The sequence below is a fragment of the Enterococcus sp. C65 genome (genome assembly GCF_040887165.1).
Lineage (GTDB): Bacteria > Bacillota > Bacilli > Lactobacillales > Enterococcaceae > Enterococcus_B > Enterococcus_B hirae.
In genome coordinates this window covers 134244-149119 of record NZ_JBFOFG010000005.1, presented here as the reverse complement: position 1 = coordinate 149119, position 14876 = coordinate 134244, and the positions used below count along the sequence as shown (strand labels likewise).

The following is a 14876-nucleotide window of genomic DNA, read 5'->3' as shown; positions in this document are numbered from 1 at the left end:
AACGCATGGAGGATTTTTTAACGCCTTTTTTATAAGTCGCTACTTGCATACTATTGTTATGCTTTTACAATACGATATTGAACGGTCGACAATTTGTGAGCAATCAAATCGGACAACGAATAAAAAAAGATAAGGGTTTGCAGACAGTTCTTTACTTGTTATCTGGAAATCATTAAAATAAGGAAAGCGGTATCGAATAATAAATGAATTAAAGGAGTATCCATTTGAAAAGACATATAAAAGATAGTCTCAATCAATTGTCTGTCAAACAGAAAAATTGGTTAAAATATACATTAGTGGCGATAAGTATCGTTTTTGTCGTTGGACTAAGTAATTTGTATTTACAATGGTGTCAAAACGATCTTTCTTTTGATTTAGCTGTAAAATTTGCTTTCTCGTGGCATACGGAAAAATTTTTATTAGCTTGTTTAGTGTTATTAATGATCTTCCTTTTTTTAGTGGCAGTATTAGGTTCTTTTCTCTTTGGAACATTCTTTTATCTTGTTGGCATTGGAATATTAGGTTACGCAAACTATTTAAAAATGACCTATCGACAAGAACCGATTTATCCCGACGACCTAAAGATGATCAAAGAGTTTGGTTTATTAAAAGATATGACAGGCACAATCTCGTTTTATTTATTAGCAGGAATGATCCTATTGGTGGTAGCAGGTGGTTGCTGGGCTATCTATCGGAGTTTTAAGAAAGACAAGAAATTTCAAGCCATCCGAGTGATTACATTATTTACTACGATCTTTGCGCTTATTTATATTAGTCATTTCAATAACCCAAATAATTTATTACGTAAAGCATATAACAAAACGGCTTTGTGGATTCCTTATAGTCAAAAGATGAATTATTATAATACAGGTTTTATTGGTGGTTTCTTATACAATTTAAAAATCGATCCAATGGAAAAACCAAAAGGGTACTCTGAAGAAAAAATCAAGGAAATTACATCACACTATCAAAAGCTGGCAGATGAAAAAAATAAAACTGCCTCAGAAGAACAACCGAATATCGTTTATGTGATGAGCGAAAGTTTTTCAGATCCTAGTCGTTTGAATGGGGTGGAAATTACCGGTGATCCTTTAGCAGATTATTATGCGGTTGCTGATCAGACTTATAGTGGTCAGATGCTTTCTCAAAATTATGGTGGTGGAACAGCCAATATCGAATTTGAAGCATTAACAGGTTTTTCAATGGGACTATTCAATGCTCAATTAACAACACCCTACACAATGCTAGTACCCAAAATGAATCAATTACCTTCGATCGTTTCAACATTGAAAGATCAAAATTATCATACGACTGCGATCCATCCTTATAACACCTCGATGTACAAAAGAAAAGATGTTTACGAGGTTTTAGGTTTTGATGAATTTATTAGTGAAAATACGATGACGTATACAGACACCATTGAAGATAATCCCTACATTTCTGATGCTTCTGCTTATCAAGAAGTGATGGATCTTTTAAAAGAGGACGATACACCCCAATTTATCCATCTTGTGACGATGCAAACCCATATGCCTTATGATGGAAAATATCAGCAGCTCGAATATACAGCCAAAACAGAGGATAATAGTGGGATAAGTAGTTTAGAAAATTATCTTCAAGATATTTCGTATAGTAGCCAATCCTTAAAAGCGTTCACGGAAGAACTGAAGAAGTTATCAAGAAGAACACTAGTTGTTTTCTGGGGAGATCATTTACCAGGGATCTATTCTGACACCATTCAAAATAGTAATGAGAAACACACCTTACACGAAACACAGTTTTTGATGTTTGATAGTCAAGGAGAATTAGAAAAAACCGAAGCTCCTGTTACAAGTCCTTTTTATTTTGCTGCTGACTTGATGAATCAGACTAATCAACAGACAACTGGTTTTTATCAATTATTGTTGGCACTTCAAAATGAATTACCAGCATTTGAGCGAGAACTATACTACCAAGAGGGGCAATGGCATCGAGAAGCACAATTAAACAAAAAACAAGCAGAACTTTATCAAGCTTATGAGATGATTCAATATGATATTGTTTCTGGGGAAAAATACAGTTTACAAACAAATTTTTTTGAAAAATAACATATGACTTTATTACTCTGGGTAGAAAGCCTATTCAATTGTGCTAAAAAAAGGTAAAATAAAAGAGAAATAAAATCGAAAGTAGGAGAAAGAATGTTACCGAATATTGGTTATTATGTACAATCAGTCGATCGAATGGTCAAAGAGACGGAAGAGATCGGTGAACAGATGCATCCAAAATATCAAGTGATCAGAGAAGCGATTGATCAGAAAAAAACAGAAGACTTGTCTCCAGAAGAGTTAGCTGAAATCGTTCATTTGTTTGAAGAAGGAACAAAAAAATATCGTGTGATATTGAAAAAAATCAGTCAGTTGCGACCACCAGCAAAAGTAATGGGTATTCATAAAAGTTTTGAAAAAGCCTATACTTCCTACGTGGCTGGTTGTGAAGAAATGACTCAAAGTATCCAACCAGAGTCTGGAGTTGACCATGATTTATTTGATGTTTCTGAAGAAAAACAGGATCAAGCGACAGAAAATATTTCTTCAGCCATCCAAAAAATGACAAATTTATTGTTGAAAAAATAAAACAGTATAAAGTTTCATTGAAAAATAGAGTGTTTTAATTTAATTATCATATGTTTTTTATGATAAAAATCAGTCAATCACTTATTATATGAAAGTAACCTATACCAACAACAATTTTGAATTACTCGATCGAATAATTCACTTTTACCGTCAAGCCTAACCAACTTGACGGTTTTTGCTATTTACCGATCGTTTGTCTCAGTTCAACTCAATCCCTCCATATTCAAGTTCAACTTATAGAGGCTGCTCTCAACAAATCGTTCACCGAAAACAATGTAGTTCAGATGAACAAATAATATACCCAGCGGAGTTTCAGCACTAAGCCAAAAAACTCGAAACGTGAAAAAGTTGTTTCGAGTTTTTTCTTCATGATCAAATCAAGTAGTACTTTTCCGATTATTTATTTAATTTTCAACATTTCTGACATAATCATCAAAATATTGAAGTAAATCTTGTTTTAATTTTTGATAATCTGCTTCACTATATTCTTTTTCTTCTAACTTTCCTTGGAAAAAAGGGATTTCTAACTCTTCCCGTAATCGATCCAATACTTCATCTTTGTTCATGTTACTGCTCCTTTTCAAAATAAACACAGACACATTCTGGTGCATAGATGTCTTTTTGGCGTAATTCTAGTAAACCAGTCTCTTTATTTCGCGCGAAAAGCGTAAGATTATCGGTATTTTGATTGGCACATAAGACATAGTCGTTCGTAGGATCTAAAGCGAAATCTCTAGGGAAATCGCCTTCAGTAGAAATAATTTGGATACATTCCAACAGTTGATCCTTTTCAGAAACTGCAAAGACTGCAATTGAGTTATGGCCACGATTGGAAGCATATACAAATCGACCATCATCTGAAATACGAATTGCAGCACCACCATTTTCTCCTTGAAAATCATCTGGTAGTGTACTAATTTTTTGTTTTTCTTCAAAGCTGCCTTGGGATTTATTATACGAAAGCACACGAACAGTACTATCAAGTTCACCAAATAGGTAAGCAATGGTTTCATTTGCAGGATGGAAGACAAGGTGGCGGGGACCAGTTCCAGGTTCTGCCACAAATTCAGAAACTATAGTTAATTTTCCTTGATCAGATACATCGTACGTATAGACCCGATCCGTTCCTAGGTCACAAACCACTAAGCGGTTGTCTGGAGTTAAATCAGTATAATGGACATGTGCATGGTCTTGATTTTTATGAGGACCAGTTGCTTCTTGATGAAAAACGGCATCAGTTGCTTCGAGACCTCCATCGTCTAGAATACGATAAACATTGACTTCACCTTTATGATAATTAGCACCATATACTAATTGACGAGATTCATCAACTGCAACGTAACATAAAGGAGCGCCTGATTCTGTTACCGCATTCAAAAAATGGAATTCTTGATCGTAAGCCCCAATCCCACCTAAACCGTCCAGACTTGTGACGTTATAAAGATTACCAGCTTCACTTTTTGCTAAGTAAGTTGGACTATTTTCTCTTACAGCTAGCTTCAATCCTGAGACTTCTGCTTTTTCTGTATCTAATTCAATAGTATAAATTCCTTCACTCACACGTCTTGTGTACGTCCCTAAAATGATTTTTTCTTTCATTTTATCCCTCCTAGAATGTATGAAATAGGTTCCTTGTTTATTTTAGCACATTTCAAACAGGAGAGTTAAACAATGAGAATATGTTATACTGAATATAGAATTGAGCGACAGAATTTGTAACAAAGGAGAGAATAAAATGATTCATGCAACCATCAAAGAAATCGGAGAAAATGCAGTAAGTGAACAAGAACCGATCTTGATTTTATTTGATCGAACAGCAACAACTACACTACGTAACTATTCAGTGATCCAAAAGATTACTTCTACCGAAAAATTTTCATTAAAAAAAGGGGATTCACTTTTTTTTGATCAACAAGAATATCAGATTGAACATGTGGGAAGATTAGCAAATGAAAATTTAAACACAGTAGGGCATGTTACGCTGATCTTTGATCATTATTCTGAGGAAAATAGTATTGTGAACGGTCTTTACTTAACACCACATCAGTTACCTGAGATTCATGTCGGTACACAAATCAAATACAAGTAGGTGAGATTATGGAAGGAAAAAACAAGCGATCAAAACCAGTCTCTTGGTTTTGGCGATGGTTTTTAAATAATCAAGTCGTTACTGCGTTATTAGTAGTACTTTTGATCTTATTGATCGTTTTTTTATTTACTAAGGTGTCCTATCTATTTGCCCCGATCTGGCAATTCCTGGCGATCGTTGGCTTACCCATTATTTTAGCGGCAATTTTGTATTATTTGATGAATCCAGTTGTTGACTATTTGGAAAAGCGCCAAGTTCCAAGGCTCTATAGCATCATCGGGTTATTTGTATTAGTCGTGGCACTGATTGCTTGGGGAACAGTGGTAATCATTCCTAAAATCCAAGAGCAAACCGTGAGTTTTATCAATCATTTTCCTCAATATGTGGATACGATCGATAATAAATTGACAGAAATACTAAGAGATCCTCTATTCAACCAATTTAGGGAACAATTGGAAGCTACTGGCGATAAGTTCATGAGTTCAGCAGGTGATATGCTCCAAGATATTTCAAAAAGTACGGTTCAAAGTTTAGGAAGTTTTGTGGGAGCAGTTGCTACGATTATTGTTGCTTTGCTAACTATGCCGTTTATCCTTTTCTACTTATTGAAAGATGGCAAGCAACTTGCCCCTTATTTTGTGAATTTCCTACCAACACGTATGCGAAAACCAACTTTGAAAGTATTAAGTGAAATGAACGATCAAGTTTCTTCTTATATCCGTGGACAATTGACGGTGGCTTTTGCAGTAGCGATCATGTTTATGATTGGATTTGCGATCATTGGACTCGATTATGCAGTCACCTTAGGGATCATTGCCGGTTTTTTAAATTTGATTCCCTATCTAGGCTCATTTTTAGCAATGATTCCGGCCGTATTCTTAGGAATCGTGGCGGGACCGATCATGTTGATCAAAGTATTGATCGTATTTGCTTTAGAACAAACGATTGAAGGACGATTGATTTCTCCATTAGTCTTAGGGAATCAATTGGCGATCCATCCGGTCACGATCTTATTAGTTTTATTAACTTCTGGGAAGCTGTTTGGAATCGTCGGTGTGATTTTAGGTATTCCAGTATATGCTGCAGCAAAAGTGGTTATCTCACATGTTTTTGAATGGTATACAACTATCTCTAGTTTATATGAAGAAAAACAAAGTGACTAACCAATTGTGCACTAAAAACACATGACTAAAAAACGAAGAAAGCGAAAATAGTTTAACTATTTTCGAGATTCTTCGTTTTTTTTTAATTTTTTAAGAAATTTTTAGGTACTCGCTATGCAGCAATCAAAGTTAGTAAGGGACTAACTTTATAGTAAACCTGCAAGTAGCTTTTATTAGAACGTTTGACCAAATGCTGCAGCTTTATCTAAAGCTGATTGCATCAATTCTTCTGCACGGTCAGGGGTATAGTCGATACCTTCAATAAATAATTGATCCACTTGATCGATACCGACAAAGTTTAAGATGCCTTTGACATATTGAGAAGCGAAGTCTTGACCGTTATAAATGCCTCCGTTGGATTGGATGTGCAAAGCTTTTTTACCAGAAACTAATCCTTCTGGTCCGTTTTCAGTATAACGGAATGTCTTGCCAGCGACATTGACGGTGTCAAACCAAGCTTTTAATTTTGTTGGGATATTCAAGTTCCATAAAGCATTCGCAATAACGATCTTGTCTGCAGCAAGAAATTGGTCGGTCAATTCATTGAAACGAGCAATTTTTTGTTGTTGACTTTCAGACAAAGTAGAGAACTCAGCACCTGCCCGAAGTGTTTCCCATCCTGAAAGTAATTCTTCATCGATTTCTGGGATATCATCACGATAAAGCTCTAAAACAGTCACTTCATCTTCCGGATGATTTTCTTTGTAACTAGTTAAAAAAGTTGTTAATGCTTTAACTGAACGTGATTCCTGTGCAGTTAATGGGTGCCCTTTTACTACTAAAACTGATGCCATAATATTCTCTCCTTTAAGCTGACTTGTTATCTGACTAACATAGCTAGTTTACTTGAAAGAGAAAAGGCTATCAAGTTTTTTTAAGGTTCGATTTTTAATTATGAATTTTTTTAGTCTTTTCATGAAAAAAATATGGAAAAGCATTGCAAAACATCTTCTTGGTGTTATAATGACATAGTGTCATGTGACAGAGTGTCATTTTAGGAAGGAGGAAAAAGATGCCTACGAAAACTTTTTTTCATCTACCAGAGGAAAAGCAGAAACGTTTATTAGAAGCAGCTAGGATTGAATTTTCTAGAGTACCATTAAAAGATGCTTCCATCGCAAATATCGTGAAGATCGCAGAAATCCCTAGAGGTAGTTTTTATCAGTATTTTGAAGACAAAGAGGATCTTTACTATTATTATTTTGAAACTGTTCGACGTGATAGTTCAAAAGATATGTTCCAACTGATAAAAGATGTCGATGGGGATTTATTCGAAGGATTCGAGCTTTATTTTACTAAAATCATTCGGGAGATTTTAGTCGGGGAAAATGCTTCTTTTTATCGTAATCTTTTCATGAACTTGGACTATCGTGCTTCTCGTAAAGTCGTGCCGCATACAAAAGATGATCAGCGTCATTCACATGCAAAACATCAAAAAGAGGCAAAAGAATTAATTGGATTGATTGATCGAACGACACTGAAAGTAAACGATGATCATGAACTGGAACTACTGATCCAATTGATCATGAATATCGTCTTTACTACGATTGCTCATGCCTATAAATCATTTTCAAAAAACGAAAATTACTCCGTGGATCATGCCATTAAAGAATTTAAATTAAAACTATCATGGTTGAAAGACGGCGTATATCAATAGAAAGAGGGGAATTACATGCTAAAAATCGTCAAACGGATTTCACTGACTTCAGCTATTGCAGCCACGTTGTTCATGGTTATCCAAGTTTTATCAGATCTTTATTTGCCGACGCTCACATCAAATATCATTGATAAAGGTGTAGCACGAGGTGATGTTGATTATATTTGGCAAACAGGTTTTGTTATGATCGGTTTTTCTTTGATTAGTATCATCGCAGCAATCGCAAATACCTTTTTTGCTACACGTGAGTCACAAAAATTAGGAAAGCAATTACGTACCGATGTTTATAAAAAATCTGAAAGTTTAACAAAAGATGCATTTGACAAATATGGTACAGCATCCTTGATTACCCGTACAACTAATGACGTGACACAAATCCAGATGGTTACGCAAATGTTTTTAAGAATGATGATCAATGCACCGATCACATTGGTTGGCGCAAGCTTTCTTGCTTATCAAAAAGATCATCAATTAACCAAAATTTTCTTAGTAGTTATTCCAATCATGCTAGTGGTGATCGGCGGAATCATGTTTTTTGCGGTACCACTATTCAAGAGCATGCAAAAGAAGACAGACCGTTTGAACCTAGTGTTTCGTGAAGGATTAACAGGGGTAAGGGTAATCCGAGCGTTTGATAAGACACGTTTTGAAGAAAATCGTTTTGATTTAGCGAACAAAGATTATACAAATACAGCAATTAAAGTCAACACGATCGTTGCATTGATGATGCCGATGATGACTTTGATTATGAGTGGAACCAACGTAGCAATTACTTGGTTTGGTGGACACTACATAGCAGATATGACGTTAGAAGTCGGAAACCTAATTGCATTTATGACGTATGCTATGCAAATTTTAATTAGCTTTATGATGCTTTCAGCTATTTTTATCATGGTCCCTCGAGCGCAAGCTTCTGCTGATCGGATCAATGAAGTATTAGATGAAAAAGTAGGTATCTCAGATCCTGAGAACCCAACTGAGGTGACTCCTGCAGGTAAAGCTGCCACAATCTCATTTGAACATGTCAACTACCGGTACCATGGAGCTGAGAAGCTGGCATTAGAAGATATTGATTTTTCAGCAAAATCAGGCGAAACTGTTGCGATTATTGGTGGAACTGGTTCGGGTAAATCTACTTTAGTCAACCTTATCCCACGACTATACGATGTCGAATCAGGAACAATCAAGATTGATGGTGTAAGTATTACCGATATGACTCAGTATAATTTGCGTGAATTGATGGGCTTTGTTCCACAAAAAGCCATGTTGTTCTCTGGCACGATCAGAGAAAACATGCAGTACGGCAAAGCAGATGCTACTGATGAAATGATTTGGAAAGCGTTAGAAATCGCCCAAGCCAAAGACTTCGTTTCAGAAATGGAAGAGGGCTTAGACAGCCATGTTGAACAAGGCGGAGGAAATTTTTCTGGTGGGCAAAGACAACGTTTGGCGATTGCTCGAGCATTAGTCAAACCAGCTGACATTTATGTATTTGATGATTCTTTCTCGGCTTTGGACTTTAAAACAGATGCAAAATTACGTCAAGCTTTAAAACAAAATATGAAAGAAAGTATTACGGTTTTAGTTGCACAACGAGTAAGTACAGTAATGGATGCGGATATGATCTTAGTCCTTGATGAAGGAAAACTAGTTGGCAAAGGCACACACGATGAACTTCTTAAAACGAATGAAACCTATCAGGAAATCGTTCATTCACAATTAAGAGAGGAGGATCTAGCATGAGTAAAGGAACGACCAAACCTTCTCAACGACCAATGCCTGGCGGCGGTCACGGACCCGGTCGAAACATTGGAGCAAAAGGAGAAAAACCAAAGAATTTTTGGGGCACAGTGAAACGTTTATTTGGCTATATGTCAAAACGCTCGGTTGCGATCATTGCTGTATTTGTATTAGCGATCGCAGCAGTCATTTTCCAGATCCAAACACCAAAAGTATTAGGGAGAGCAACTACTGAGATTTTTAATGGGGTGATGGCTGGAGCAAAACAAATGCAAGCGGGGCAACAAATTTCTAAATTCCCAATTGATTTTGATAAAATTGCTCAAATCATCGCCACGGTTATTGTGATGTATTTGATTTCTGCAGTATTCAATTTCTTGCAACAATTTATTATGACACGAGTATCGCAACGAACAGTTTATGAGTTACGTCATGATCTAGAAGCAAAAATGAATCGTGTACCGATTTCTTATTATGATACACATACAAATGGAGACATCATGTCTCGTGCAATCAATGATATGGATAATATTGCCAGTACCCTTCAACAAAACTTAACACAGTTTGTAACAAGTGCAGTTACTTTGATCGGTGTCATCGTTATGATGCTTTCTATTAGTTGGCAATTGACGTTAGTGGCTTTACTGATGATTCCATTGAGTTTGATCGTCGTGATGATCATTGCACCAAAATCCCAAGTCTTTTTTGCAGAGCAACAAAAAAGTTTAGGTCTCTTAAACAACCAAGTAGAAGAAACCTATGGTGGTCATACGATCGTCAAAACTTTCAATCATACAGCCAAAGACCAAGAAGTTTTTGAAGAAGAAAACGATAAGTTATATGCTGCAGGGTGGAAAGCCCAGTTTATCTCTGCCATCATTATGCCTTTGATGAACTTCGTTAAAAATCTTGGCTATGTATTTGTTGCTGTATTAGGTGGGGTCAAAGTTGCAAATGGGAATATGACACTTGGGGACGTTCAAGCGTTCTTACAATATACGACACAATTCTCACAGCCGATTACTCAACTTGCAAGTTTAATGAATACGATCCAGTCAACTGTTGCATCTGCGGAACGGGTTTTTGAAGTGCTGGATGAAGAGGAAATGTCTGATAAAAAATCTGGGTTACCTGTTGAAGAGAACACACCATATAAAGTTCGTTTTGAAAATGTTCAATTCGGTTATACCAAAGATCAACTATTGATGACAGATTTTAATCTGGATGTGAAACCTGGAGAAATGGTGGCAATTGTTGGTCCAACTGGTGCTGGTAAAACGACCTTGATCAACTTGTTAGAACGTTTCTATGATGTTTCTGGCGGAAGTATCCGTTATGACGGGGTAGATACGAGAGATTTATCTCGAGATAACTTACGTGCTCAATTTTCAATGGTTCTGCAAGATACATGGCTATTTACAGGTAGCATCTACGACAATATCAAATACGGAAACGATGATGCAACTGACGAACAAGTGATTGAAGCAGCCAAAGCTGCCCATGTTGATGACTTTGTTCGCAAACTGCCTGAAGGTTATCAAACGGTATTAAATGAAGATGCCAGCAACATCTCCCAAGGGCAACGACAGTTAATCACGATTGCTCGGGCATTTTTAGCTAATCCGGATGTATTGATACTTGATGAAGCAACTTCTAGTGTGGATACTCGGACAGAGATTTTGATCCAAAAAGCGATGAATCGTTTATTAGAAAATCGAACAAGCTTTGTAGTAGCTCACCGTCTGTCAACCATTCGAGATGCCGATAACATTATTGTCATGAACCATGGTTCAATTGTTGAAACAGGAAATCATGATCAATTGATGGAAAAAGATGGATTTTATGCTGATTTATATAATAGCCAGTTTTCCGAAGAAGCTGTTTCTTAACAATTCATTAATAGTAAAACGCATGGAAAGAGCATCTGAAGCGTTCCATGCGTTTTATTTATTATAATGAATGTTATTTAAAAATAATTGCAGTATTGCGTGGAAAATGCGAAAATTCTCACATTTTTTTTAATAAAAACCCATTTATTGCTTGAAAGAAATGTGAAGCATCGTTAAAATAAAGCTGGACGTAGAGGGGAGCAAGAAAAATGAAAGAATTTAAATTGGGGTCTACTACTTACCTAAAAAGTGTAGCAATCCGGGTTAAAGATAGAGATAAAATGATTGATTTTTACAAAAATACGATCGGTTTTGATTTGAAACGGGAAGAAAATGAATTAGCTATTTTAGGGACACAAGAGCAAAATAGTGAGATGCTATTGCTAGAAGAAAGTCCTAGAGCGCATGATTACATTGGGGAAATCAAAAAACTGAAACGTTTTTCATTGATTATTCCAACGGTAGCAGAAATGGCTGATATCCTTTCCCGTATCCGTAAAACAAACTATCCAATTGAAGATGCGTTAGAAGATCAAGGGCGCATGGGGATCTTACTTAAGGATCCAGAAGGTAACGAATTAGAAATTTATCACGAAGAGGACAATGTTCAAGAACGAAATCAACCAGAAGCAATGGATCAAGAGTCATTATTACGTAAGTCAGAAGAGCGTTACAAAAAATTATCCGCTAATTCTTACTTTGAAAAAATCCATTTAAACGTTTTTGATAGCGAAGAAGAACGCCGTTTTTTAAGTGATTTACTGGGACTAAAAGTTCGGGAAGAAAAGAACGGATTACATGTTTTAAATGAAGGGAACTTCCATGTAGGAATCTCAGAAGCAAATAGTGAGGCATTAGCATTGCCGACTCATGAAGTATTAGGTTTAGATTTCTTGAAATTCGTGATTGATCAAGAAAGCATGGAACAGTTGATTCAGCATTTAAATGAAACTGCAGTTGACTTCTTTATCGATCAAAGACATACTGTGTTAACAATTTATGATGCGATTGGTATCGAATGGTGGTTTGTGATCGATACAAAAAAAGCCAAAAAATAAAGCGAAGACAAATAATTGAATAGGTAGAAATAGCTCCTAACGATTTGATGTTTAGGGGCTTTTGCTTTTGTTCATTTTTGGAAAAGCGCATCACAAGCAACAACGGAAATCGAAAGCTGATTTTTTGTTCAATATATAAAGAGATACCAGAAACAACTCTTCAACTAAAGAAGTTTCTCTAAGATACAAGAGGATAGAAGAAAAGTTGATTTAAAAAATTTTCTTATTGTCATTGGAGCTGACCGCTTCTTTCACGACCTAATCCACGGTGTTCAAAGAGCTGCCCTTCGGTAATAAGTCAAAAAATCTCAAAACATGGAAAGCTGTTTCGAGATTTTCCTCCTTATTACTCAGGGCAAAACGCTCTTTTCACGACCTTTATCCACGGCGTTCAAACATCAGCTCCTTGAAATAAGCCTGAATTTTTCAAAACATGAGGAGCTGTTTCAAAAAATTCTTTCTTATTGTCATCGGAGCTACCCGATGTTTTCACGACCTTTATCTACTTGCATCCTCTTAGAGAAAGCTATATGATTTGACTTAGCATGATGAACAAAAATTGATTTCTTCGACAGAGAAGGAGAATAAAATGTACCCAGAAACGAAACAGTTGATTTTAAATAAACTTGAAGAAGGTTATTATCCTGGTGTTGTTGGTGCGTTTATTAAGCATAAGCATGTTGAAACTTTTTCAGCAGGTCATGCACAGATCGTACCTGAAACCCAACCAATGACAGCAGATCTATTATTTGATGTGGCTTCTTTAACAAAAGTGATCGCTACCACCAGTCTAGTGTTACGCTTGTGGGAAGATGGTAAAATCGACTTAGACAAACCGTTACACCATTATTTACCGGCTTTTGAAAATGAAACAATCACGATACGACATTTACTGACTCATACATCAAATATTGAAACTTGGATTCCTAATCGAGATCAACTCTCTCAAGAACAGCTGATCGAAGCCTATTTAAAGCTTCAACCTGGTGATCAGTTAGGGAAATTAGTGAAATATACAGATGCAGGCACGATTTTATTAGGATTGATGCTTGAAGAGATTTTCCAAGAGCCAGCCACAGAATTATTTGAAGAACAAGTATTAGCGCCTTTAGGGATGATGCACAGTACGTTTTTACCTTATCCTTCTAAAAGAATTGTTCCCACACAACAACTCGCTTCAGGTGAGGTTTTGCGGGGCGTTACACATGATCCTAAAGCGAGAGTACTCGCTGAGCATGCAGGAAATGCTGGGTTGTTTCTTGATTTAGAGGACAGTATTACCTTTGTAAAAATGTATTTGAATTTAGGGAAAGCTGAAAATGGGCGTTTTTTAGAAGAACAAACGATTCGCTCACTTTTACAAGATCATACGCCAACGAAAAAAGGCAATCGTTCCTTAGGATGGGATTTAAAAAAAGGATTAGAACAACAGCAACCAATTCTTTTTCATACTGGTTATACGGGCACGTTCTTACTAATTGACATTATTGAACAAGAAGCATTTATTTTCTTATCAAACCGTATCCATCCAACTGATCATCGTGAAGCTTATATTCGTTGTCGTGATGAAATTGTTGAAAAATTTTTGAAAGAGAAAGCGTTATTAAAAAAATGATGCTATAATAACTATGAACATTGAGAGGAGTTTGAACTATGCAAGAACCTATGTTTTTAAAACCAGTTTTTCAAGAAAAAATTTGGGGAGGCAGCCGTTTAAGATCAGTATTTGGATTTGATATACCTAATGATAAAATCGGTGAAGATTGGGCGATCAGCGCACATCCACATGGTGTAAGTGTCGTTGAAAACGGTGAATACCAAGGACAAAAATTAGACGAGTTATGGCAAAACCACAAGGAATTGTTTGGCAACCCAACTGAGCCTGTCTTTCCATTATTAATTAAAATCTTAGATGCAGAAGATGAATTATCAGTACAAGTCCATCCAGATGATGCTTATGGAATGAAGCACGAAGGTGAGTTAGGAAAAACAGAATGTTGGTATATCATTGATGCTGAACCTAGAGCAGAAATCATTTATGGCCATCATGCAAAAACAAGAGAAGAACTTGCTGAGATGATCCAAGAGGGTCGTTGGGATGACTTGTTGAAAAAAGTCCCAGTTAAAAAAGGCGACTTTTTCTATGTCCCTAGTGGAACGATCCATGCAATTGGTAAAGGGATCATGATTTTAGAAACGCAACAAAGCTCGGACACGACTTATCGTGTATATGATTATGACCGTAAAGATGCCAATGGCAATACGCGTGAATTGCATATCCAACAATCAATTGATGTGACAACTGTTCCAGCTATTACGCCACAGATTCAAATGAAAGAAGTACGTAAAGGGAATTCTTCGATCGTTACGTATTTAGAGACCGAGTTTTTTAATGTTTATGAATGGGATATCAAAGGAATTACATCATTTAAAAAACAAGCACCTTATACATTAGCGACAGTAATCGATGGAGCAGGAGAGTTAGTTGTTAATGAAAAAATTTACCCATTAACTAAAGGGGCAAGTTTTATTTTACCAAATGATGTGACAGAATGGACGGTTCAAGGAGAGTTATCAATCATTGCCTCTGAACCAGGTAAAGCATCGAAATAAAGAATCAGTGATTTATTAGTTAACTTTGCAGATGGTTATTTTTTCTGATTGG

General features: G+C 36.2%; 13 protein-coding genes. 10 read left to right on the top strand and 3 right to left on the bottom strand.

All coding sequences use genetic code 11. From position 1 onward, the window contains the following. Positions 1-236: 236 nt before the first annotated feature. Positions 237-2087, top strand: a complete 1851-nt coding sequence (locus AB3I12_RS07240) for an LTA synthase family protein (protein ID WP_196763509.1) — start codon at positions 237-239, stop codon at positions 2085-2087. Between the two features lie 93 nt (positions 2088-2180). Then, entirely contained in the window at positions 2181-2615 is a 435-nt protein-coding gene (locus tag AB3I12_RS07235; RefSeq protein ID WP_063626564.1) for a hypothetical protein, read from the top strand. 404 nt (positions 2616-3019) lie between these two features. On the opposite strand, the gene AB3I12_RS07230 is transcribed toward AB3I12_RS07235, so the two are convergent. After that, complete coding sequence (locus tag AB3I12_RS07230) at positions 3020-3181, bottom strand: hypothetical protein (RefSeq protein ID WP_010720034.1); 162 nt, start codon at positions 3179-3181, stop codon at positions 3020-3022. Position 3182: 1 nt separating this feature from the next. Next, positions 3183-4214, bottom strand: coding sequence for a lactonase family protein (locus AB3I12_RS07225; RefSeq protein ID WP_063626566.1), 1032 nt, complete (start codon positions 4212-4214; stop codon positions 3183-3185). A 136-nt stretch (positions 4215-4350) separates the two neighbouring features. Here AB3I12_RS07225 and AB3I12_RS07220 point away from each other — a divergent pair, with 136 nt between their 5' ends. Together AB3I12_RS07220 and AB3I12_RS07215 are read left to right on the top strand one after the other, a co-directional pair. Next, on the top strand, positions 4351-4704 hold the full coding sequence (locus AB3I12_RS07220; protein ID WP_034699568.1) for a PTS glucitol/sorbitol transporter subunit IIA: 354 nt from the start codon (positions 4351-4353) through the stop codon (positions 4702-4704). Positions 4705-4712: 8 nt separating this feature from the next. Further along, positions 4713-5867 (top strand): AI-2E family transporter, encoded by a 1155-nt coding sequence (locus AB3I12_RS07215; RefSeq protein WP_010720031.1) that lies wholly within the window; start codon positions 4713-4715, stop codon positions 5865-5867. 173 nt (positions 5868-6040) lie between these two features. On the opposite strand, the gene AB3I12_RS07210 is transcribed toward AB3I12_RS07215, so the two are convergent. Then, positions 6041-6661, bottom strand: a complete 621-nt coding sequence (locus AB3I12_RS07210) for an NAD(P)H-dependent oxidoreductase (RefSeq protein ID WP_063626569.1) — start codon at positions 6659-6661, stop codon at positions 6041-6043. 218 nt (positions 6662-6879) lie between these two features. On the opposite strand from AB3I12_RS07210, the gene AB3I12_RS07205 reads away from it, so the two are divergent. The 6 genes from AB3I12_RS07205 (at position 6880) to manA (ending at position 14824) form a co-directional block, all read left to right on the top strand. Further along, complete coding sequence (locus AB3I12_RS07205) at positions 6880-7524, top strand: TetR/AcrR family transcriptional regulator (protein WP_010720029.1); 645 nt, start codon at positions 6880-6882, stop codon at positions 7522-7524. 15 nt (positions 7525-7539) lie between these two features. Continuing rightward, a complete protein-coding gene (locus AB3I12_RS07200; protein ID WP_034699574.1) occupies positions 7540-9267 on the top strand; it encodes an ABC transporter ATP-binding protein in 1728 nt (575 codons plus the stop codon). After that, entirely contained in the window at positions 9264-11153 is a 1890-nt protein-coding gene (locus tag AB3I12_RS07195) for an ABC transporter ATP-binding protein (RefSeq protein ID WP_063626571.1), read from the top strand. The genes AB3I12_RS07200 and AB3I12_RS07195 overlap by 4 nt, the downstream gene beginning before the upstream one ends. A gap of 209 nt (positions 11154-11362) precedes the next feature. After that, positions 11363-12211, top strand: a complete 849-nt coding sequence (locus AB3I12_RS07190) for a VOC family protein (protein WP_010738419.1) — start codon at positions 11363-11365, stop codon at positions 12209-12211. Positions 12212-12800: 589 nt separating this feature from the next. Further along, positions 12801-13826, top strand: a complete 1026-nt coding sequence (locus tag AB3I12_RS07185; protein WP_010720025.1) for a serine hydrolase — start codon at positions 12801-12803, stop codon at positions 13824-13826. 38 nt (positions 13827-13864) lie between these two features. After that, on the top strand, positions 13865-14824 hold the full coding sequence (gene manA, locus AB3I12_RS07180) for a mannose-6-phosphate isomerase, class I (protein WP_063626574.1): 960 nt from the start codon (positions 13865-13867) through the stop codon (positions 14822-14824). Positions 14825-14876: the final 52 nt, after the last annotated feature.